The following is a 23,396-nucleotide window of genomic DNA, read 5'->3' as shown; positions in this document are numbered from 1 at the left end:
CAAAGCCCCCAACTTTCAACAGATTGTTTGACTACTGCACCGTAATCTTACTTTCACGGATGATGCGCTTATTGTTTTCGTAGTCTTTACGGACCTGTTGCGCAAACTCGTCACCAATACCCGTGCCCGGTTGCATGGTTTTTTGCTCCAGCATTTCCCGATACTGGGGGCTGGCCATTGCCTTGGCCAACACTTCCTGCATGGATTTCAGAATCTCCGGTGACACACCAGCCGGAGCAAACAGCGAGAAATTCGAGAAATATCGAATATCGGGCAGGTTCAACTCGGCCATGGTCGGGACATCGGGCCAGGCAGCCAGCCGTTTCGGCGCCATGACAGCCAGTGGCGTCAACGTGCCGGCGGTGACGTGAGGTAAAACGATATCCGTATTGACGACCAGCAGATCGACCTGACCGCCCAATCCGTCGGACACCGCCTGACTGCCCCCACGATACGGGACTTGCAGCATATCGATGCCGGCTTGCTTGTTTAATGCTGCCATCCCGATATGAGCGACCGATCCCAGGCCTGGAATGCCAAAAGTGATCTTGCCGGGCTGCTTCTTGGCCTGCTCCACCAACTCTGGAAAGGTGCGCACGGGCAGCGCCTTGGTCGCCAGGATACCGACCGGCCCGACCGCCACGCTGGCGACCGGGATGAAGTCCTTCATGGGGTCATACGCGGTTTTCACCAGATTCGGGAAAATCGTCAACGGACTGGTCGACGCCAGCAGCAGGGTGGCGCCATCGGGCTTGGCCCGCGCAACGGCATCCGCCCCGACGCTGCCACCCGCGCCCGGCTTGTTCTCGATGATCGTGGCAGTGCCGTATTCCTTGCGCAGGATATCGCCCAACGTACGGCCCAGTGTGTCATTCGTGCCGCCGGCGGTATAGGGCACCACCAGCGTCAACGTTTTGCCCGGCCAGGCTGGCTCGGCGTGAGCAATCGAGGCCATTGTGGCAACGGCGACGATCGCCGTGGCGCGGATCAATGTTGAACATACAGCTGCTTTGATCATCTTTTACTCCGTAAGACCCCGTTCATCGTGCCGGGGAACTGGTTATAGGTCACGCCAAATAACGCTGCGCCAAACGGATCCAATATGACGCGCCAACCGGAATCAAACGGTCATTGAAGTCATAACTGGTGTTATGCAGCATGCAAGGCCCTAAACCGTGGCCCGCCAACCGATGCGCGCCATCGCCATTGCCCAGAAAAACATAGCAACCCGGCTTGGCCTCCAGCATGAACGCAAAATCCTCGGACGCCATGACAGGTTCGATGACGGCCGTCTTGTCAGCGCCCACCACGTCCCGCATCACATCCAGACAAAAGGCTGTCTCATCCGCCGTATTCACCAGCGCGGGGTAGCGACGCTCAAAGTACACTTCTGCCCGGCACCCATGGGCCGCGGCAATGGGCCCGGCCAATTCGTTCATGCGACGTTCAATCAAGTCCACCACTGCGCGGCTGTAGGCACGTACGGAGCCACCCAGCCATGCACTGCCAGGGATAATGTTGGTCACGTCGCCACCGGCCTGCACCTGCGTGATGGACACCACGGCCGCATCCAGGGGACGCTTGCTGCGCGTCAAAATCGTTTGCAGGGCCTGGCCGATCGCCAGTAGCGCGGGCACCGGATCATCACAGTCGTGCGGTGCCGCGGCATGCCCCCCGCGACCAATCACCGTGATCTTGAATGCATTGGCTGCGGCCATCATCGGGCCACTGCATACCCCGAATCCCCCCTCGGGCATACCGGGCCAGTTATGCATACCGAATACGGCCTCGCAAGGAAAGCGGTCGAACAATCCGTCTTCGATCATGCTGCGGGCGCCGGCGCCGCCGTTTTCTTCGGCCGGTTGAAAAGCCACATACACCGTGCCGTCAAACCCACCGGCCTGCTTGAGATGGCGGGCGGCCGCCAGCAGCATGGTCGTATGGCCATCATGGCCACAGCCGTGCATTTTGCCGTCATGACGCGAGCGGTGCTCGAACGTGTTGGCCTCTTGAATGGGCAGCGCATCCATATCGGCCCGCAACAGAATGGCCCGCGACGAGGTCCCCTCCTTGAGCACGCCCACGACACCCGTGCGTCCGATGCCCGTGTGGGTTTCGATCCCCCAGCTCCTCAGGCGCTCAGCCACCAGGGCGGCCGTACGATGCTCGTCGTAAGCCAGTTCGGGGTGCGCATGAATATCCCGGCGCAACGTCACCATCTCGTCCAGATCGGCGAGTTCTATCACAGCAATTCCTCCCAATACCCATCCCGGCCATCAAATCAGCCCGTCAGACAAGTTGCAGTCAGATTCTTACATGGTCTAACAAGTAAGCGTCGAAATTGTTTTAGGGGAAAACCCGCGTTCGACTTTACGTTTACGTAAACGTAATATTTAGCCTCTACATTGCTTAGCGATCCTTGGTGGCGCATGATGGATCAGGCAAATGACTCGGCGCGTGCGACATCACGGAATGTAAGCACCCACTCTTATGGAGACTGCGATGAATCTTCCCGGTTTGAATTTCAATTTGGGTGAAGACCTGGAAATGCTGCGCGACGCGATACGTACCTTTGCGCAAGCCGAGATCGCGCCGCGCGCGGCTGAAGTCGATCGCAGCGACCTATTCCCGATGGACTTGTGGCGCAAGTTCGGCGAGCTGGGCGTGTTGGGTATGACTGCCAGCGAAGAATACGGCGGCGCCAACCTGGGCTATTTGGCGCATATGGTCGCCATGGAAGAAATCTCGCGCGCCAGCGCCTCGATCGGCCTGTCGTACGGCGCGCACTCCAATCTCTGCGTCAACCAGATCCACCGCAACGGCACTGCCGAACAAAAAGCCCGCTACCTGCCCAAACTGATCTCGGGCGAACACGTCGGCGCGCTGGCCATGAGCGAACCCGGTGCAGGCTCGGACGTCGTCAGCATGAAGCTGCGCGCGGACAAAAAGGGCGACCGTTATGTGCTGAACGGCACCAAGATGTGGATCACGAACGGCCCCGATGCCGACACTCTGGTGGTGTACGCCAAGACCGACCCCGAGGCCCACCAACGTGGCATCACGGCCTTTCTGGTGGAAAAGTCGTTCAAGGGTTTCTCAGTCGCACAAAAACTGGACAAGCTGGGCATGCGCGGTAGCCACACCGGCGAACTGGTGTTCCAGGATTGTGAAATTCCTGAGGAAAATGTGCTTGGCCAGGTCAATGGCGGCGTGCGGGTCCTGATGAGCGGCCTGGATTACGAACGCGCCGTACTCTCGGGCGGCCCGCTAGGGATTATGCAAGCGGTCATGGACGTGGTCGTGCCGTACATCCACGATCGCAAGCAATTCGGCCAGGCGATTGGCGAGTTTCAATTGATCCAGGGCAAAGTCGCCGACCTGTACACGACGCTGCAGGCCAGTCGTGCATTTGCCTATGCCGTCGGCAAAAACCTGGATCAACTCGGTGCGGAACATGTGCGGCAAGTCCGCAAAGACTGCGCGGCCCTCATTCTGTACACGGCCGAGAAAGCCACCTGGATGGCCGGAGAAGGGGTACAGATCCTGGGGGGAAATGGCTATATCAACGACTATCCCACCGGCCGTCTGTGGCGCGATGCCAAGCTTTACGAAATCGGTGCCGGCACCAGCGAAATCCGGCGCATGCTGATCGGTCGCGAACTGTTTGCGGAAACCGCCTGATCCGAATGACGAGACCGAGTGGTAACAACCGGCCGTCAAGACATTGTGTAGAGGCAAATGGAAGAGCTTTTCCCGTACGATAAGGACAGGAGGTTGCCCCCTGATGCGACCCCATTGATGTCCAATTCGTAACACCCTTTTTATCGCTAATTCCCAGGAGTACCCATCATGTCTGATCCTGTCGTTATCGTTTCTGTTGCCCGCACGCCCATGGGTGGGATGTTGGGTAGCTTGTCTGGTCTCGCCGCCCACGAACTGGGCTCTGTCGCCATCAAGGCGGCCGTCGAACGCGCCGGCATCAAACCCGAGCAGGTCGACGAAGTCATCATGGGTAACGTGCTGCAGGCCGGCCAAGGCCAGGCCCCCGCCCGCCAGGCCGCGCTAGGTGCGGATCTGCCGCTGGGCGTCTCTTGCACGACGATCCACAAGGTCTGCGGTTCGGGTCTGAAGGCTGCCATGTTCGGCCATGACTTGTTGATGGCCGGCTCGGCCCGCATCGTCGTCGCCGGCGGTCAGGAAAGCATGAGCAATGCCCCCTATCTGATGCTCAAGGGTCGACAGGGCTACCGCTTTGGCCACAGCACCATATATGACCACATGGCGATGGACGGTCTAGAAGACGCCTACGACCGCGGCAAAGCTATGGGGGTATTCGCCGAAGACTGCGCCGACAAGTACAGCTTCACGCGCGAACAACAAGACGAGTTTTCACTGGAGTCGCTGCGCCGCGCCCGCGCCGCCTCTGAAGACGGCACCTTCAAGTGGGAGATTGCTCCCGTGACGGTCGCGGGCCGCAAGGGTGACACCGTCATCGACACGGACGAAGCTCCCACCAAGGCCATGCCGGAAAAAATCCCGTCGCTCAAGCCCGCCTTCAAGAAAGATGGCACGGTAACGGCCGCTAACTCGTCATCGATTTCCGATGGCGCGGCGGCAATGGTGCTGATGCGTGCGTCCACCGCCGAAGAGCTGGGCCTCAAACCGCTGGCTCGCATTGTGGCCCACAGCCAGCACTCGCAAGAGCCCAACTGGTTCACCACGGCGCCCGTCGGTGCACTGAAGAACCTGTTCGCCAAAACCGGCTGGAAGGCCGAGGACGTGGATCTGTATGAAATCAACGAAGCCTTTGCAGTTGTCACCATGGCCGCCATGACTGACTTTAAATTGCCTCGTGACAAGGTCAACGTGCACGGCGGCGCGACCGCGCTGGGTCATCCCATCGGTGCCTCGGGGGCGCGCTTGATGGCCACCCTCGTGGGCGCGCTGCGCAAAACCGGCGGCAAACGCGGCGTTGCCACGCTGTGCATTGGCGGCGGTGAAGCCGTCGCCATGGCCATTGAAATGATCTAAAGGCAGTAAACGGGTGTGCCAACTTCCTCCCCAAGGCGGTTGGCACACCCGAGCAAGACCGCAGCCCCGCTATCAGATATCAGGTCTCTCAGCAGACCTGGTCCTTTGCAAGATCAACAGACAAGCCTGCTTGATGAGTGCCACAGCGTCCAGACCGGTGGCGTCTCGCAGAGCCTGTCGCTCACTTTGCACGACGACGGTCCGCCATGCCCACTATCGAATCCCGCATCAACCCGCGTTCGCAAGACTACGTCGACAACGCACGCGCCATGCAGGCGCAACTGGACGATCTGGCTCAACAGCTCGCGCAGACTGCGTTGGGCGGCAGCGAAGCTGCGCGAGCCAAACACGTCGCACGCGGCAAGCTTTTGCCGCGCGAACGCGTCGAGCGGCTGATTGATCCCGGGACCGCCTTTCTCGAGCTCTCGCCACTCGCCGCACATGGCATGTATAACGGTGAAGCGCCCGGGGCCGGCGTCATCACGGGCATAGGCCGTATTGGTGGTACAGAATGCATCATCGTATGCAACGATGCGACCGTCAAAGGCGGTACCTACTACCCCATGACCGTCAAAAAACATCTGCGCGCACAAGAGATTGCCGCGCAGAATCATCTGCCGTGTGTGTACCTGGTGGACTCGGGCGGCGCCAATCTGCCACAGCAAGACGAGGTCTTTCCTGACCGTGACCACTTCGGCCGCATTTTCTACAACCAGGCAGTGATGTCATCGCAAGGCATTGCACAGATCGCTGTCGTGATGGGTTCATGCACGGCGGGTGGGGCCTACGTACCGGCCATGAGCGATGAGTCCATCATCGTGCGCAATCAGGGCACGATTTTTCTCGGCGGCCCGCCACTGGTCAAGGCCGCGACCGGCGAGGAAGTCAGCGCCGAGGACCTGGGCGGCGGCGATGTGCATACGCGCTTGTCAGGTGTGGCTGATCATCTGGCAGCGAACGATATGCACGCCCTGCAACTGGCGCGCAATGCCGTCGCGCGACTCAATCGCCAAAAGCCCACACCGCTGGCGTTGGCGCCCGTGCGTGACCCGCGCTATGACCCGATCGAGCTCAACGGCATCATTCCCGCCGATACCCGCAAGCCTTACGATGTCCGTGAAATCATCGCCCGCATCGTTGACGGCTCCGATTTTGATGAGTTCAAAGCCCGCTTCGGCACCACGCTGGTAACCGGCTTTGCCCATATCCACGGCATGCCCGTCGGCATCGTGGCCAATAACGGCATCCTGTTCTCGGAGTCGGCGCAAAAGGGCGCGCACTTCATCGAGCTGTGTGCCCAGCGCAAGATCCCACTGGTGTTCTTACAGAACATCACCGGCTTCATGGTGGGCCGCAAATACGAAAACGAGGGAATCGCCCGCCATGGCGCCAAGATGGTGACGGCAGTCGCCACGGCCAATGTCCCAAAATTCACCGTCCTGATTGGCGGCTCGTTTGGCGCCGGCAATTACGGCATGTGCGGTCGCGCATATTCGCCACGCCTGTTGTTCATGTGGCCCAATGCCCGTATTTCCGTCATGGGCGGCGAACAGGCCGCCAGCGTGCTGGCCACGGTCCGTCGCGACGGGATTCAAGCCAAGGGCGGCCAATGGTCGCGCGAGGAAGAAGAGGCCTTCAAAGCGCCGATTCGCGATCAGTACGAACGTGAAGGGCATCCTTATTACGCCACGGCACGCTTGTGGGACGACGGCATCATCGCGCCCGCCGACACCCGTCGCGTACTGGGCCTGGCGCTATCAGCAGCACTGAATGCCCCGATCGAAGACACCCGCTTCGGTGTCTTCCGGATGTGAATGGAACCCACCCCCTACGCGCTTCGCGCGCCCCCTCAAGGGGCAGAACTGGAGGACCGGCGGAGCCGGATCCTCGGCTCCCCCGCTTTGGGCGAGTCTGGCCAGAACGGTGTGTTGTGCTTCTAGCGCGTAGTGGTGTTTCTTGTGTGTGTTGAGATTGTAGTTACGACAAATTTTGTTGGGATGACATCATGTTCGATACTCTGCTGATAGCTAACCGTGGCGAGATTGCTTGCCGTGTCGCGGCGACGGCGCGCCGTCTGGGCATACGTACGGTGGCGGTCTATTCCGACGCTGATGCTGGCGCGCGGCATGTGGCGGCCTGCGACATGGCGGTACACATTGGCGGGCCTGAGCCGCGTGCCAGTTATTTGCTGGGTGATGTCATTCTGCAAGCCGCGCGGGATACCGGCGCGCAGGCCATTCATCCGGGTTACGGGTTCTTGTCCGAAAACGAAGCCTTTGCACAAGCCGCGGCCAAGGCCGGCATCGCGTTCGTTGGCCCCCCGGCCTCGGCCATCGCCGCCATGGGTAGCAAATCGGCGGCCAAGGCGTTGATGGAAAAGGCGGGCGTGCCACTCGTACCCGGCTATCACGGCGACAACCAAGATCCCGAATTTCTAAAATCGCAAGCCGATGACATGGGCTATCCGGTACTGATCAAGGCCAGTGCAGGCGGCGGCGGCAAGGGGATGCGCGTTGTCGAAACGTCCGACGCTTTTCTGAATGCGCTGGCCTCATGTCAACGCGAGGCGGCCTCCAGCTTTGGCGATGATCGTGTTCTGATCGAACGCTATCTGCAAAAGCCGCGTCACATCGAAATCCAGGTTTTTGCCGACACGCATGGCAATTGCGTCTACCTGTTCGAACGTGATTGTTCGGTACAACGCCGTCACCAGAAAGTCATCGAAGAAGCCCCCGCCCCCGGCATGACCCCCGAGCGCCGCCAAGCCATGGGCGAGGCCGCCGTGGCCGCTGCGCGCGCGGTGGGCTATGTGGGTGCAGGCACGGTGGAGTTCATCGCCGAACCAGATGGGAAATTCTATTTCATGGAAATGAATACCCGTCTGCAAGTCGAGCACCCAGTCACGGAGATGATCACCGGCCACGACCTCGTGGAGTGGCAACTGCGCGTGGCCGCAGGTCAACCGCTGCCGGCCAGACAAGAAGACCTGCGCATCGAGGGCCACGCCATCGAAGCCCGCATCTATGCAGAGAATCCTGATAAAGGATTCCTCCCCTCCATTGGCACACTGGCCTACCTGGAATTACCGCCCCACACCGCCTTTACGAATGGCGACGTACGCGTAGATGGCGGGGTCCGTATGGGCGACACCATCACGCCCTATTACGACCCCATGATTGCCAAGCTCATCGTACGCGGAGCCGATCGCGACCAGGCCCGTGCACGCATGATCCAGGCACTGGCCCACACCCATGCGGTGGGCGTACAGACCAACGCGGCGTTCCTGACCCGACTGATGCAGGACGCGGCCTTTGCCCAAGGAGATCTGGACACGGGGCTGATCGAACGCCGGCGCGACACCTTGCTGCCGCCTGCGACCCCGGCAGACACCACCGATCTGGCACTGGCCACGGCTGCCGTGCTGGTACGACAAGGACAGGTCTCGTCATTCCGCTCGGCAGTGAAGCCCGCCACCGATCCTTGGGGCCTGCATGACGGGTGGCGTCTGAGCGGCCATTATCAGCAAACCGTGCAATGGCTCGATGGCGATGTGCTACGCGACTGGATCGTTGCGCGAAAGGGCCAGGCCTGGACGCTAGTCGGCGACGGGCCATCCCACGCGTTTTCCTGGCGCGCTCACGCGACCGCCAATCCCAACCTAGTGTATGGCCTGCGCATCGCGCTGGACGGCCACGAAAGCACGGGTACCGTGGTATTGCAGGGCGACAAAGCCTATGTGTTTCGCGAGGGGCGTACCCAACTCCTGGGCCTGCACGACCCGTTGGCTCATGCGCTGGATGGCCAATCCGACCACGCGGGCGGGCTGACGGCTCCCATGCCGGGCAAAATCATTTCGATTGCCGTGCAGGCGGGCAACAGCGTATCCAAGGGCCAGGCCCTCCTTGTCATGGAGGCAATGAAAATGGAGCACACCATTTCAGCCCCCACCGACGGCAAGGTTGAGGAAGTGTTCTATAACGTAGGCGACCAAGTCGTCGAAGGAGCCGAATTGGTTTCAATCGTCGCATAGCGCCCCTGTGGCATGACGGCATCCCACTATGAAGGGTGCCGAGCAGGGTGGACACACGAAAAACAAATTGTCGCTGGACGACCATTTGTTGCGGTGCAACTTTACCCCGCCCTCCAGCCTTTTTATCTTGTGGCCATGTTCCCCCAAACAGGCTCGGCCACTTTCATGCTTAAGCAAAACAGCACCGCCGTTTCTGCCACTCAAAAGACTTGCCGGGTACTGGCCAGCCTGTCAGACCAGCGCGTGCACCGGTTGACCGATATCGCGCAGAGCGCCTCGCTGGATATCTCCACAGCGCGGCGCATCCTGAAGGAACTGGAAGCGGAGGGCTTCGTCGAGCGCGACCCGGTCAACAAACATTACATGCTGGGCCCCCAGGTCTATGCCATGCATCACGCCATGGTCGACAGACTGGACTTGCGCGGACTGGCGCGGCCCGCCCTGATTCGTCTCGCGCGTCATTTTGGCGACACCGTCATTCTGTCGCTGCCAATGGGTTGGGAATCCGTCTGTCTCGACCTATGCTTTGGTGATTACCCCATCCGGGCGAACTACCTGCAGGTGGGCAGTCGCCGGCCGCTAGGTGTGGGCGCAGGCAGCCTCGCGCTGCTCTCGGCGCTGGACGAGATCGAAGTCCAGGCGGTGCTCCCCATGGTGCAACAACGCCTCGCCATCAAATATCCCCGCATCTCTCTACCCGCATTGAACGTCGCCCGACAGCGTGCGCACGACTTGGGTCATGCCATGCTGCTGGACGTGGTGGTGGAAAAAATGGGCGGTCTGGGCGTCGCGGTGCGAGGCCCCAGTGGGCGCCCGATCGCCGCGCTCAGCATCGCCGCTCTGAACGAACGCATCGAATCCCGAGAACAAGAACTCGCACAAGCGCTATCGCAAGAGGCCCGCGAGATTGAACGCTCATGGTGGCCACATGCTTGATCAGCGTTATCCCCGTGCCTATATCCAGGCCGCGGCAACGACCCGCTATGGCCGTCACGAAGGCCGCAGTGCCCTGGACCTGATGGCCGAGGCCGCCAATAGCGCCCTGGCGCAGTCCGGCCTGGCGCGCGACCAGATCGATGGCGTCCTGTGCGGCTATGCCACAACCTTTCCACACCTGATGCTGGCCGATCTGCTCAGCGAGAAATTGGGCCTCCAGCCCGACTATGCTCACGGAATGCAGATGGGCGGCGCGACCGGTGCGGCCATGGTCATGCTGGCGCGCGAACTGCTGCGCGCAGGATCCTGTCGGCGCATTTTGGTCGTCGCGGGCGAAAACCGCCTGACCGGGCAAGCGGTGGACACCTCTATCCAGACCCTCGCCCAAGTCGGCGAGGCCGACACCGAAGTGCCCAATGGCGCCTCTGTTCCGGCTTATTACGCCCTGATGGCATCGACCTATATGCATCGCACGGGCATTGATCGCGAATCGCTGGCCGAGTTCGCCGTGCTGATGCGCAATCACGCCAGCCAGCATCCTCACGCGCACCTGCGTGACCTGATTACCCTCGATCAGGTCCTGACGTCGCGACCTATCGCCACGCCGCTACATCTGCTGGACTGCTGCCCCATCTCCGACGGCGCGGCGGCGCTCGTACTCAGCGCGGACGAGGGGCCCGTACAAGTCACGGGCGGTGGCCAGGCGCACCGTCACCAACACCTGTCGGCCATGCGCGACGTGCTGGACACCGGCGCCGCACGGGCCTGCACTCGAGCCTTGGCTCAGGCGCAACTGGATGTGGAACAGATTGACTACCTGGCGATCTATGACTCGTTCACTATCACGCTGGTTATGTTGCTGGAAGAACTCGGCTTTGCCCCGCGAGGTGGCGCGGGCGCGCGTTTGCGGCAAGGAGACTTCGCGGCAACGGGCGCCTTGCCGTTGAATACGCACGGCGGGCTCCTGTCTTTCGGTCACTCTGGCGTGGCGGGCGGACTCGCCCACGTCGTTGAAGCCTGGACGCAGTTAGCCGGCCAGGCCGGGCCGCGCCAGATCGCGCCACGCCACCGGGCCCTGGTGCACGCCGACGGCGGCGTGCTGTCGGCACACGTCAGCCTGGTTTTGCAGGCAGAGGGGTCAGCATGAGTATCAGACATCCCCTGGACATACAGCGCTGCGACCACTGCGGCGCCTGGTGGGCTCTGCGCCCCTATGCCTGCGCCGCATGCGGCGGCACGACATTGACATGGCACCGGGCGGCAGGCGAGGGCGTCGTCATTGCCCGCAGTGAAGTCCATCGGGCGCCCGATGCGCAATGGCGTGCGCTGGCGCCCTATGTGCTGGTGTTGGTGCAACTGCGTGAGCATGTCGCGTTAATGGGACACGCGGATGCCGCCATCACCATTGGCCAACACGTCAACGGCCATGCCGTCGAGTTGAACGGGGGCGTACTGCTGAAGTTCGAAGCCTGCCACCCTCCCTGATATCCCTGTCGCAACCACCGCTTCACCCACATAACGATAAACCCGATGATGAAAACGTCCCGCGAGGACGGAGGAGACACGCATGCCTGCTATTTCCCTATGGCGCGCCACGTTGGCCGCGATTGCCCTGGCCACGGTCACTGCGGGGGCCGCTGTGGCCGCCACGGACTGGCCTTCCAAGTCCATTACCTTGGTGGTGCCGTATCCGCCTGGCGGACCGACCGATATTGTCGCCCGCTCGGTCGCACAAGGCCTCAGCGAGGAACTCGGACAAACGGTCATCGTCGACAATCGCTCTGGGGCGGGTGGCAATATCGGTGCCGAGTTGGTCGCCAACAGCGACCCCGATGGTTATACGCTGCTGCTGGGCACCACCGCCCATGCTATCAACATGTCGCTGTTCAAAAATCTGAACTACGACACGCAAAAAAGCTTCGCGCCGATCTCACTGCTGACGCAGGGTCCGTTAGTGATCGTGACACGGCCCGACTTGCCCGCCAAAAACGTCGGCGAGCTGATTGCACTGGCAAAAGCCTCGCCCGGCAAACTCACCTTTGCGTCATCGGGCAACGGGCAATCCACGCATCTGTCGGCGGAGTTGTTCAACGCCATGGCTGGTACCCGCATGGTGCACGTTCCCTACCGCGGCAGCGCGCCCGCCATGACGGACGTCATGGGCGGCCAGGCAGACCTGATGTTCAACACCATGCTGTCGTCCATGCCCTATGTGCGCGACGGCAAACTAAAAGCCCTGGCGGTGACCAGCGCCGCGCGTTCGGCAGCGGCGTCAGATATACCGACCATCGCGGAAGCTGGGTTGCCGGGCTATGAAGCCACCGCCTGGAACGGCTTGCTGGCTCCCGCTGGCACGCCAGACGCCGTCCTGCAAAAGCTGAGCGCCGCACTGAAAAAAGTGCTGGCCCGTCCCGCCTTGCAGAAACAGTTTGCGCAACAAGGGTTCGACGCCCAGTGGATGACGCCGGCCGATTTTCAGAAATTCATCGATAACGAAGTCAAGAAATGGGCGGAAGTCGTCAAAGTCTCTGGCGCGACCGTCAACTGAACGTCATCCCTATCACAGGAATTTTCATGGCCCCGGATTTCTCCCGCCAGCATGGTCTGGATAAATTGCTTGCCCCCGCCTCCATTGCCATCGTAGGTGCTTCGGACAACCCCGACAAAATCGGAGGACGGCCGATTCACTACATGCGGCGTCACGGCTATACGGGCACGCTGTATCCCATCAACCCGCAACGTACCCAGGTGCAGGGCGAACGCACCTGGCCTAACCTGGACGCGCTGCCTGCGGCACCCGATCTGGCCATCGTGGCAGTGGCTGGCGAACAAGCCGTTCAGGCCGTGAATCGCTGTGCCGAACTCGGTGTTGCCGCTGCGATCGTAATCTCGGCGGGGTTCTCCGAAACAGGCGCCGAGGGCAGGGCCCAGCAAGACGCCATGACGGCGCGCGCACGCGCAGCCGGCATGCGCATCGTCGGTCCGAATTCGCAGGGCTTGGCGAATTTCGGCAATGGCGCGATCGCCTGCTTTTCGACCATGTTCCTGGAAATCGAACCCGCTGACGGCCCCGTCGCCGTCATCAGTCAAAGCGGCGGCATGAGCGCGATGGTGTATGGCTTGTTGCGTCAACGCGGGCTGGGCGTGCGCCACGTCCATGCCACGGGTAACGAGGCAGATGTCACCGTCGCCGACCTGGCCTGCGCCGTCCTGCGTGATCCGGAAGTCCGTATCGTCTTGCTGTATCTGGAGTCCCTGCAAGATGTAGGCGCCCTGGCCCATGCCGCCGCGCTGGCTCGCGAGCGCGGCGTACCGTTGGTCGCCGTCAAATCAGGACGCTCAGAAGCCGGCGCCCGCGCCGCCGCATCGCACACAGGCGCCATGGCGAGCGAGGATCGGGTCGTGGATGCGTACTTTGAACACCACGGCATTCTGCGTGCGCGAGATCCGCACGAATTGGTGCGTATTGCAGAACTAGCGCTACGCAGCCCCTTGCCGCAAGGGCCGCGCGTCGTGGTCGTCAGCAACTCGGGGGCGAGTTGCGTCCTCGCGTCAGATGCCGCCATCGAACACGGCTTGCAGATTGCGCCACTGGCGGATCCCACACAGCGGGAGTTGGTAAACCGTCTGCCGGGCTATGCCACCACCACCAATCCGATCGACATCACGGCCGCACTGTTATCGAACAACGGGTTATTTGGTCAAGTCTTGCCGGTGATCGCCGATGATCCCGCCGCGGATATGTTCCTGATCGATATCCCGGTGGCCGGACGTGGCTATGACGTCGGCACGTTCGCCGCCGACACGGCGGCGTTTGCTCAGGCGTCAACCAAGCCCGTGGTCGTCGTAGCCTGGCAAGACAATGTCGCCGCGGCCTTTCGCGCGCAGGGTGTCGCCGTCTATGCCGACGAACAACAGGCAACGCGTGCGATGGCTGCCCTGCATCGCTTGCACCAATGGCAGGCGCGAAACGCCGGGCACCGTCATGCGCTGGCACACCGCGACTCATCGACCTCGACGCAAACGAACCCGGAATCCACCACAACCGATGCATTCGGGTCTTTGCATTCCCGGTCGTCCTTTCTCTCCGAATCTCAAAGCCTGGCGCTGCTGTCACGCTACGGACTGACTGTCGCGGATCATACCTGCTGCACCGATGCCGATGCCGCCGTCGCGGCCTGGCGCGCCATCGATGCGCCAGTCGCTCTCAAAGCCTGCTCGGCCCGGTTGCCTCATAAATCAGAACACGGCTTGGTCACGCTCGGTCTGAACGACGAATGCACGCTGCGCGATGCCTTCGACCGACAAGCGAAAACGCTGGCGGCGCTAGGAATCGACGACGCAACATGGATCGTCGCCCGCATGCAGGATGGCTTGCATGAATGTGCCCTGGGCATGCGCCACGACCCCGTCTTTGGCCCCGTGATCATGATCGGCAGCGGCGGCAAATATGTCGAAGCCATGCAAGACGTCGCGTTGTTGTTGCCTCCCTTCAGCGCCGAGGACGTCATCGAGAAACTGCAAGGCCTGCGTATCGGCACACTGCTCGCCGGTGTGCGCGGCGATCCGCCTGCCGACATTGCGGCATTCGCCAGACAAGCTGTGCAATTGGGCGATTGCGCGTTGGCCGCGAACGGCAAACTCGCCTCCATTGACATCAACCCGGTACTCGTTCGCGCACAGGGCCAAGGCGCTATCGCCCTGGATGCCCTGATCGAATTGACGACAACGCCTGATCCGGAAAACCCCTAGGTAAGATGCTGGCCAGCGCTGTGTTACGTTTCGAACTAGTGGTGCCACACGCACGGCCACCATTTTTACTTGGTCCCCACGTCCGTTGACAGGAAAGAACCTTGACCAGCGCCGAATCCAATGATGCCTTACCGCGCAACGCGGCCAACCATGTTGCGCTGACGCCCTTGGGTTTTCTGCAATGGGCCGCCGCGGTCTATCCGGAGCGGCCTGCCCTCGTGCACGGCAGCCATCGTCAAAGCTGGCAAACCACGCGGCAACGATGCCAGCAAATGGCGGCCGCGCTGCAAGCATGGGGGGTGCGTCGCGGCGATGTCGTTGCGGTGTTGGCGCCCAACACCCCTGCGCTGTACGAAGCACACTTCGGCGTACCCATGGCCGGTGCGGTACTCAATGCACTGAATACCCGACTGGACGCGGCGACCTTGGCTTTCATCCTGGCGCATGGCAGCGCCACGGTATTGTTGTACGACAGCGAATACGCCGGACTCGTTGGCGAGGTCTTGGATCAACTCGCGACACGCCCTCGCACGGTACGCATCGAAGACCGCGAGTACGACGGCATCCATGGCACGCTGGGTGATGCCGAATACGAGTCTTGGCTCGCCGCACAATCGGCCGACACGCCATGGGAATACCCAGACGACGAATGGCAAAACATCTGCTTGAACTATACGTCGGGCACCACGGGAAACCCCAAGGGCGTGGTCTATCACCATCGCGGCGCCTATCTCAATGCCACGGGCAATGTGCTGGCCTGCGGCATGCCGCCGCACGCAGTCTATCTGTGGACATTACCTATGTTCCACTGCAACGGTTGGTGCTTCCCCTGGACACTGGCCGCGCTGGCGGGCACCAGCGTTTGTCTGCGCCGCGTCGAGCCGGCGGCGATCTTCGAGGCGATCCGGCGCCATCGTGTCGGATTCTTCTGTGCGGCCCCTGTCGTATTGAACATGCTGATCAACGCCCCTGCCGAGCAACAGTACCGTGCCACCCATCGCGTGCAAGCCCTGACCGGGGGTGCGGCGCCTCCCGCTGCCGTCATCGAATCCATGGAACAACTGGGCATCGGCGTCACACACCTGTACGGACTGACCGAGACCTATGGGCCCTCCATCAGTTGCGCCTGGCACGACGAATGGGATGCACGCCCCCTGGCCGAGCGTGCCGCACTGAAAGCACGCATCGGCGTACGCAAACTCAACGTCGAGCACGTACAGGTCGTGGATGAACAACACCAGCCCGTCCCGGCCGACGGTACGACCATGGGAGAAATCGTGCTGCGCGGCAACACCCTCATGAAGGGCTATCTGCGTAATCCCGAGGCCACCGCGCAGGCCTTTGCGGGAGGCTGGTTTCACTCAGGCGATCTGGGCGTTGTCCACCCCGACGGCTATATCGAGATCAAGGATCGCGCCAAGGACATCATCATCTCTGGCGGCGAAAACATCTCCACCGTAGAAGTCGAAAGCGTGTTGTACCGGCACCCCGACATCCTTGAGGCTGCCGTCGTCGCCAAACCGGACCCCGTATGGGGAGAAACTCCCTGCGCCTTCGTCACCCTCAAAGAAGGCGCGCAGTGCACGACCGACGACGTGTTACGCCATTGTCGGGCCCATCTAGCTCGATTCAAGATCCCGCGTACGATTGTCTTCAGCGCACTCCCCAAGACCGCGACGGGCAAAATCCAGAAGTTTGTGCTGCGAAACCAGGCCGCGGCGTTGGATACTCCGGATAAATCGTAACGCGCACCAGTGAACAGGGCCGCGGATGCGGCCCTGTTCACATCACGATAACGACAGCAATCAGGCTTTGCGCACCGAGGTAATCACCTCGTCCAGCAAGGACAACATCTGTGTGATCTCTTGCTCGGTAACGTTCAGTGCCGGCATAAAGCGCAACAAGTTCGCGCGCGGCGCATTCAACAGCATGCCTTGCGGTTCCAACACACGTGCGGCTTCGACAATAGCAGCGCCATCATCGCGATCGAGAATCAACGCCCGCAGCAATCCCATACCGCGCTCGCCGCCCATGCCCCACTTGGCCGACAGCGCCAACAAGCCTTCGGACAACTGCTTGGTCCGAGCCTGCACCATCTCCATAAAGCCTGGCGACGTCAAGGTATCAAACACCGCGACACCCACGGCAGCCATCAGCGGGTTGCCGTTATAGGTGCCGCCTTGATCGCCATGCGAGAACACGCAGACCTCTTCGCGCGCCAGCAATGCGGCCAGCGGCACGCCGCCGCCAATGCCCTTGGCCAACGTCATGATGTCCGGCACAACATCAAACTGCTGATATGCAAACATAGAACCCGTACGGCCCATCCCCGTCTGCACTTCGTCGACAATCAACAGCATCTGATTTTCATCAGCCAACTGGCGCAGCCCCTGCATAAACTCGCGAGTCGCCGGATTAACGCCGGCCTCGCCCTGCACGGGCTCGAGCATGATGGCGACGGTCTTGTCATCGATCAGCGCACGCACCGAGTCCAGGTCGTTGAGCTCGGCCTTGGGAAAGCCGTCGACTTGCGGCGCAAACATCGTATCCCAACCCGGCTTGCCCGACGCCGACATCGTGGCCAACGTGCGGCCATGAAAGCCGTGGTTCATCGTGATGATCTTGTACGCGCCATTGCGATGTACACGCCCCCACTTACGCGCGAGCTTGATCGCGCCTTCGTTGGCTTCGGCACCGCTGTTGGCAAAGAACACACGGTCAAAACACGACGCGCTGGTCAAGCGCACCGACAAATCGATCGACGGCTGGTTATAGAACGCCGGCGACGGGTTCATCAGTTTGTCAGCCTGCTCCAGCAGAGCGCGCTTCATCGCAGGATCGCCATGACCCAGCGTGTTGACCGCCCAGCCCTGAATAAAGTCGAGATATCGCTTGCCGGTATGGTCCTCCAGCCACGAGCCCTGACCGCGCACGAACACGAGGTCCGGGCGGGAGGTGATCTCCATGAGGGCGTTGACGTTGAACTGGCTGAATTCCATGGCGGTTCCTACGGAATGGGAAAACAAAAGAAAAAGGGAGAGGTAAAGAATTTAGCACCGTATTGTGGCCGCCGGCGCGCGATCCACCACGCCGACGCAACGGGCAGGCGGTACAGCCTGGCCCGTGCCCTATCGGCTCAGCCCACGCGCGGCGATTGCCCACACATCCTCGACCACCCCATTGCGGTAGGTCACCAGGCTATCGTGCAGGTTAAAAGTCGGATCCACATGCGAGGGAATCAAGCGCAGGGTATCGCCCAGGTCGACATCGCCCGATGCGGTATCAGCGCCGCCTGAGGCCGATTCAGCGTCGAAAGGGGACTCAACGGCGACTGACGTTGCCACCCGTCTCACCACGCCATGCTCATCATTCGCGGCGGCGTACTGCAGCCCCGCCTGATCGGCCACCCGAGGCAAACCACATTCGACCGTCGTCGATTTCAGCCCGGCATCCACGATCACGCGGTCAGACGTCGGTACGCTCATCACCGTGGTCAACAAAAACAGACTGTTGCGAAAAGCCAACGGGCCGGACCAGTCATTCGCGCCGTAGTCGCCATCCATAAACGCATACGAACCCGCTTGCAACTCCGTATAGACCCCCGAGGCCGCGTCAAACTCTGCACTTCCGGTCCCTGCGCCCGTAATGCGATCACAAACGATGCCCGCCGAACGCAGGTGCTCTGCATAATCGGCAGCAGCCTCGGCCGCACGCGCCGCCACCGCGGCACGCTCGGCGTGGCCCCGCACATGCTGCACCGAGCCATGATAGGCCTGCAAGCCACCGAAACTCACACCAGGCAAGTCCTGTGCCTGCCGCGCGAGCGCCAGCACCGTTTGCGCATCCGCCACGCCACAGCGCCCCTGGCCCACGTCGACCTCGACCAATATCTCGATCTGTGTCTGCGCCTGCACCATAGCCGCCGAAATGTCCGCCAGATTGACGGCATTGTCCACGCACACACTGATACGTGCAGCCCGAGCCAGTTGCGCCAACAAGGCCAGCTTGGCCGGTCCCACAACCTCGTTGCTGATGTGGATGTCATCAATCCCCGCTTCGACAAAGGGCAGGGCCTCACTGACCTTTTGGCAGCAGATACCGCGTGCACCCAATGCCAATTGGCGTCGCGCGATTTCCGGGCACTTATGCGCCTTGCCATGCGGCCGCAAACTCACACCGTGGCGATCCGCCCAATCCTGCATCGCGCGCAGATTCGCCTCAAACGCATCCAGATCAAGCACCAGACTTGGTGTGTCGACGCGAACCAATAAATCTCCCGGCACAGCAGCAGGGGGCAGCGACGGCACAGCGGGGATAGCAGCCATGAATGTGCATTTCCTTATTCGAACGACCCCGCGCACGCCGATTCAGGCCGCCACGAGAAAAATGTAGTGTATCCCCGCAACCACCCTCAAACAGCGGCAACACGAGCAATGTACAGAACGAGCACCACACTGCCCCGAGACGCCCCCAAGTTGCCCCCAACGAATTTTCAGCGTACATTTGACTGCATGTTTGCTGGTTTGCCGATATCCGGGCCGACTGTGCAAACCGGCACTACCTTGCGCCATATGTTCGATATCCTCGTTTATCTGTTCGAAAACTATTACACGCCGCAAGCCTGTCCCGCGGCTGACATCCTGGCCAAACGCCTTGCTGCGGCCGGCTTCGAGCACGAAGACATAGACGACGCCCTGGGCTGGCTCTACGGCTTGGCCGAAACCACCGAGCGCTGCGTCGATCTAGCCCAAGTGCCCAACACCGGCACCCGCATCTACACCGATTCCGAATACCGGCAACTCGGTACCGAATCCATCGGTTTCATTGCTTTCCTCGAGTCGGCGGGCGTGTTGCCCGCGCCCTTGCGCGAAATCGTCATCGATCGCGCACTGGCGGCTCCCGAAACCCCTGTCTCGCTGGCCAAGATCAAAATCACCGCCCTGATGGTGCTCTGGAGCCAAGAAGCCGAAATCGATAATCTGGTCCTGGAAGAACTGCTCGACGACGACGGTGTACGCCGACTCCACTAAGTCATTGCACTACGTCGGTCGTTTTGCCCCCAGCCCCAGCGGGCCGCTGCATCTCGGCTCCCTGGTTGCCGCGCTGGCCAGTTGGCTCGACGCGCGCGCGCAGGGCGGTCGCTGGCTGCTGCGTATCGAAGACGTCGACCGCCCCCGCACCGTTCCCGGTGCCGCCCAGACCATCATGGACCAGCTACGTGCCATGGGCCTGCACTGGGATGGCGACATCCTGTGGCAGTCACAGCGCGATGCGATCTATCAACAAGCCTTCGACGGGCTGACCGCCCGCGGCCTGACCTATGGTTGCGGCTGTACCCGCCGCGAAATCGCCGACTCCGCACTACGCGGCAACGGCCCGGCCCTGGACGGAGAGCACCCTTATCCCGGCACCTGTCGCCACGGCTTGCCTGCGGGCCGCCAGGCGCGCGCCTGGCGATTGCGCGTACCCGAAGGCACGGAAACTTTTGTCGATCGCTGGCTGGGGCCCCAGCAACAGGACGTCGCCCAAGCCGTGGGGGATTTCGTCCTGCGACGCGCAGACGGCCTATGGGCCTATCAATTGGCCGTCGTCGTCGACGACGCACAACAAGGTATCACCGACATCGTGCGTGGCGCGGATTTGCTCAGCTCTACGGCGCGCCAGCGAATCCTGGCCCGACTGCTGGGGGCCGAGCCGCCTCGGGTCATGCACGTGCCGCTGATCACAGACCCGGATAGCGGCCTGAAACTGTCCAAACAAAACGGAGCCGCGCCGCTCGACGCGACGCAACCCCTGGCCATGTTGACCCAGGCATGGAACGCGTTGGGCTTTTCCCCCTGCGCCGCCTCCACACCCGCCTCCTTTCTCACGCAGGCGACTGCACAGTGGGCGCGGCGCTTTGCCCTGAACTAACCCTACAACGGTTGGCGATCTGGCCCCAGCATGCGCACCAATAGCCCCGTGCCATCCTCACCCACGCGCACTTCGCCATAGCGAGCCTGCGCATAACGATCGGCCTGGCCCTCTGGGAAGAAATACGCATTCGTGACGATACGCACGTCACGACCCCGGATGCGATATCGCAACGCCGTTTCCTCACCCGTGAGCGGTTGCACATCGGTCTGCGTGCGTACTACCTGCGCCACGCCGTTAGTGTCAGGCCTCAACACCAGATAGCCGTCCGCCTGTTCCGCCAATGGATCAGAAATAAAAGACGGTGGCCTCAGCGACCCGCCCGCGGCAAAATTCAGGGCCATATAGTCGCCCTGCATCAGCGAACGCGGATCTACCGGCGCCAACTCGAGAATGACCGTCCGCCCCAGCGTCAACAAGGTTTCGCGTTGCCAGATCGTGTAATTGACCACGGCCAGCCCCGCCACCAAGCCGCCCAGCACCACGGCCGTGCGCCAACGCAATGCGGCCGTCACCGGAGGACGAGGCGTCGCGGCAGGCAAGTCGATCGTCTGCATCCAGCGCGGCACCAGATACACCAGGGCCCGCAGCGCAAACAACAGCAACGCGGCCCCTCCGAGCCACAGCGCCTTGTCCAGCAGCGGGATCTCAAGCTGGTAGTAATACATCACCAAATACACAAGCAGGCTGACACAGCCCACCACCGTCAAACGTATGTCGCGCAGACCAAAACCCAGCAATAGCCAGGCCAATGCGAACGCCACGCCGGGACTCGGCAACCAGAACAAGGCCAAAGCCAACAGGCCGAGCGGTACCCCCCACAGCACCCCTGACGTCAACAGCTGACGTCGCGGCCATAGCACTGCCAGCGCGCACGCTACTGGCAACAGCGCCCCCGCCGCGATCAAAAGCGTGGCGATCGCATGCATCCGCCACAGCGTCGGCAGTTGCATCAGTGACGTCCCACCGACCTTCCACACCGTGAATTGAACCGCCAGCATGAACGCCCAACCCAAAGGCAACAAAACTGGCCGGGTTTGCCCCACAACCAACGCCACCGCAGCCGCCCAGGCGCCTGTCACGGCCACGGGCAACCACATTATCGTGGCGTCCAGTCCATCACGATCTATCCATTGCCACAGCGGCTCGTAGTGCGCCGGCCCCGACCACAGGGACTGCACAATCAACCCGGCCAGCGCGAATGCCATGACGCCAGCGCTCAAAAACCGCAGCAACACTTCCGGCGCCAGAACATACACGGCAGTCCCGAGCAACAGCACATAGATCCAGACGCCGCTACCCACCGTGTCGGCGCCCGAGTCAGTAAGCAGCAAGGCCACCAGCACCAATATCTGGCCCGCAAACCCCATTGCCGTCAAACATTGCCGCCAAAACAGGCCGGTCGTAATACGCAACCCAACAACGGCCAATACGCATAACACCAGCCCAACCGCCTGCGCGCCGTCCTCCGAGGTGATCACCTCGGAGATCACCAAGAATAATAGGAGCAACAACGTGGCCAGCCACGCGCTCAGGCCCAGCAAGCCCTGGACATACCACGCCGGGCCTGCCCGACGCTGTGCACCATCACCGCGTGAAGCGTCGTCGTGACGCGTGTCAGCGGGTGTCGCGCCGGCAAGGGGATCTACCGGCACAGCACTAGCGGTGCGGACGCCTGGCCCGGCCTGCGCCGACGAATCACCCGTCGAACCACCCTGAAGGCTATTTGCGGGCATCGAGGCGGCGGCATACGAGGTGCTGCCACTACCCCCCTCACCGGACGGCGATCGCCCGTCTACGGGCTGCTCAGCCAGCCCACGCAGCCAACGCGCGGCGAGCACGGCCTCGCCCACCACCAATCCTGCCAAGGGCAACATCACCCAGCTGTGCCTCGCGAAATCCCCCGTGAGATCCAGCAGCCATTCCCCCACCACCCTCAGCGACATGCAAATCACGCCGGCCGCCAAGAGGGCCAGGATAATCAAGTCGCGGCGTTCACGCAGATAGTAGTAGCCCAGCCCCAGAGTCACCACGACCCAGAGCAGGCCCGCGACGGAGCCCAGTCCAGACAGACTCGCCGTTTCAAAGAACGCCTCGAACACCAGCACACCGACGATCCACGCTACCAGCACCCTGGGCCCCAACGTCGTATTGGCGCGCCACCGCCGGCCCGCCCACTCCCAGCCAGCCAAAAACAGCAAATTCAGCAGCGCCACCAAGGCGGCCGACCCCGTCTGATCCATCATCCACAAAAACGCGCCATCCTGCAGATAAAGCATCGTGGCGATATTGACCACGACCATCCACAACAGCCATACCGCCTGACTCATCGCCACCGACGCCCAGGGAAGCAGCAAAATCCCCCACCAGGCAAAAAGCTCCCAGGTGTCGGCGCCCGTCTGATAAGTCTGCCCCAGCAAAGCCAAAAGGCCGCCCAGCAGCAAGCCCGCCAGCGCCAGCAAAGCATCAGGCCCATAGCGACGTGGCCCCTCAGCGCCGCGCAGACGCCAGCCCAGCCAGGCAGCGGCCACCACGCACACCGCCAATAGAGCCTGTGCGCCGGCAAATCGCTGGGTTTTTGACAGGTCCTGCCAATTGGCAGCCACCCCGCAAATGACAGCGAACCCCAGCAGCCAAACCCCCAGCCACAAGGTCCCGCGAGCCAGGAATTTTCGCCAAGCGTGCAATTCCGATCCCACTTTTGTTTCCACCTTGACTTGCATGCGGTGAATCT

At 61.7% G+C, this 23,396-nt stretch carries 17 protein-coding genes; 12 read left to right on the top strand and 5 right to left on the bottom strand.

Annotation, left to right across the window (positions count from 1 at the left end; all coding sequences use genetic code 11):
- Positions 1-31 precede the first annotated feature (31 nt).
- On the bottom strand, positions 32-1,018 hold the full coding sequence (locus ACYVDM_RS17675) for a Bug family tripartite tricarboxylate transporter substrate binding protein (RefSeq protein ID WP_415787232.1): 987 nt from the start codon (positions 1,016-1,018) through the stop codon (positions 32-34).
- Between the two features lie 49 nt (positions 1,019-1,067).
- Positions 1,068-2,246, bottom strand: coding sequence for a M20 aminoacylase family protein (locus ACYVDM_RS17670; protein ID WP_415787230.1), 1,179 nt, complete (start codon positions 2,244-2,246; stop codon positions 1,068-1,070).
- Positions 2,247-2,502: 256 nt separating this feature from the next.
- Here ACYVDM_RS17670 and ACYVDM_RS17665 point away from each other — a divergent pair, with 256 nt between their 5' ends.
- The 10 genes from ACYVDM_RS17665 (at position 2,503) to ACYVDM_RS17620 (ending at position 16,494) form a co-directional block, all read left to right on the top strand.
- The gene (locus ACYVDM_RS17665; RefSeq protein WP_415787228.1) at positions 2,503-3,681 is read left to right on the top strand and encodes an isovaleryl-CoA dehydrogenase; all 1,179 of its coding nucleotides are present in this window, start codon (positions 2,503-2,505) and stop codon (positions 3,679-3,681) included.
- 168 nt (positions 3,682-3,849) lie between these two features.
- Positions 3,850-5,031 (top strand): acetyl-CoA C-acetyltransferase, encoded by a 1,182-nt coding sequence (locus ACYVDM_RS17660; protein WP_415787226.1) that lies wholly within the window; start codon positions 3,850-3,852, stop codon positions 5,029-5,031.
- Positions 5,032-5,237: 206 nt separating this feature from the next.
- On the top strand, positions 5,238-6,845 hold the full coding sequence (locus ACYVDM_RS17655; RefSeq protein ID WP_415787224.1) for a carboxyl transferase domain-containing protein: 1,608 nt from the start codon (positions 5,238-5,240) through the stop codon (positions 6,843-6,845).
- Positions 6,846-7,036: 191 nt separating this feature from the next.
- Entirely contained in the window at positions 7,037-9,061 is a 2,025-nt protein-coding gene (locus ACYVDM_RS17650; protein WP_415787222.1) for an acetyl/propionyl/methylcrotonyl-CoA carboxylase subunit alpha, read from the top strand.
- Positions 9,062-9,226: 165 nt separating this feature from the next.
- Positions 9,227-9,997 carry an IclR family transcriptional regulator gene (locus ACYVDM_RS17645; RefSeq protein WP_415787220.1) on the top strand — a complete coding sequence of 257 codons (771 nt, stop codon included), beginning with the start codon at positions 9,227-9,229 and terminating at the stop codon, positions 9,995-9,997.
- Positions 9,990-11,144, top strand: coding sequence for a thiolase family protein (locus ACYVDM_RS17640; protein ID WP_415787218.1), 1,155 nt, complete (start codon positions 9,990-9,992; stop codon positions 11,142-11,144). Before ACYVDM_RS17645 ends, ACYVDM_RS17640 begins: the two co-directional genes overlap by 8 nt.
- Positions 11,141-11,482, top strand: coding sequence for a Zn-ribbon domain-containing OB-fold protein (locus ACYVDM_RS17635; protein WP_415787216.1), 342 nt, complete (start codon positions 11,141-11,143; stop codon positions 11,480-11,482). The genes ACYVDM_RS17640 and ACYVDM_RS17635 overlap by 4 nt, the downstream gene beginning before the upstream one ends.
- Before the next feature lie 82 nt (positions 11,483-11,564).
- Complete coding sequence (locus tag ACYVDM_RS17630; RefSeq protein ID WP_415787214.1) at positions 11,565-12,545, top strand: tripartite tricarboxylate transporter substrate binding protein; 981 nt, start codon at positions 11,565-11,567, stop codon at positions 12,543-12,545.
- A 26-nt stretch (positions 12,546-12,571) separates the two neighbouring features.
- Complete coding sequence (locus ACYVDM_RS17625; protein WP_415787212.1) at positions 12,572-14,749, top strand: acetate--CoA ligase family protein; 2,178 nt, start codon at positions 12,572-12,574, stop codon at positions 14,747-14,749.
- 101 nt (positions 14,750-14,850) lie between these two features.
- Positions 14,851-16,494: an acyl-CoA synthetase gene (locus tag ACYVDM_RS17620; protein ID WP_415787210.1), complete on the top strand. Its 1,644-nt coding sequence runs from the start codon at positions 14,851-14,853 to the stop codon at positions 16,492-16,494.
- A 60-nt stretch (positions 16,495-16,554) separates the two neighbouring features.
- Here ACYVDM_RS17620 and ACYVDM_RS17615 read toward each other — a convergent pair whose 3' ends face one another.
- Together ACYVDM_RS17615 and ACYVDM_RS17610 are read right to left on the bottom strand one after the other, a co-directional pair.
- On the bottom strand, positions 16,555-17,748 hold the full coding sequence (locus tag ACYVDM_RS17615; RefSeq protein WP_415787208.1) for an acetylornithine transaminase: 1,194 nt from the start codon (positions 17,746-17,748) through the stop codon (positions 16,555-16,557).
- 129 nt (positions 17,749-17,877) lie between these two features.
- Entirely contained in the window at positions 17,878-19,074 is a 1,197-nt protein-coding gene (locus ACYVDM_RS17610) for a DSD1 family PLP-dependent enzyme (RefSeq protein ID WP_415787206.1), read from the bottom strand.
- Between the two features lie 246 nt (positions 19,075-19,320).
- On the opposite strand from ACYVDM_RS17610, the gene ACYVDM_RS17605 reads away from it, so the two are divergent.
- Complete coding sequence (locus tag ACYVDM_RS17605; protein WP_415788825.1) at positions 19,321-19,779, top strand: Smg family protein; 459 nt, start codon at positions 19,321-19,323, stop codon at positions 19,777-19,779.
- A gap of 4 nt (positions 19,780-19,783) precedes the next feature.
- On the top strand, positions 19,784-20,662 hold the full coding sequence (gene gluQRS, locus ACYVDM_RS17600; protein WP_415788823.1) for a tRNA glutamyl-Q(34) synthetase GluQRS: 879 nt from the start codon (positions 19,784-19,786) through the stop codon (positions 20,660-20,662).
- A 2-nt stretch (positions 20,663-20,664) separates the two neighbouring features.
- Here the strand turns inward: gluQRS and ACYVDM_RS17595 are convergent, their stop codons facing one another.
- On the bottom strand, positions 20,665-23,385 hold the full coding sequence (locus ACYVDM_RS17595; RefSeq protein ID WP_415787204.1) for a GDYXXLXY domain-containing protein: 2,721 nt from the start codon (positions 23,383-23,385) through the stop codon (positions 20,665-20,667).
- Between the last annotated feature and the right edge of the window lie 11 nt (positions 23,386-23,396).

It is taken from the genome of Bordetella tumulicola, from assembly GCF_054779135.1.
This window is presented reverse-complemented; position numbering and strand designations above follow the sequence as displayed.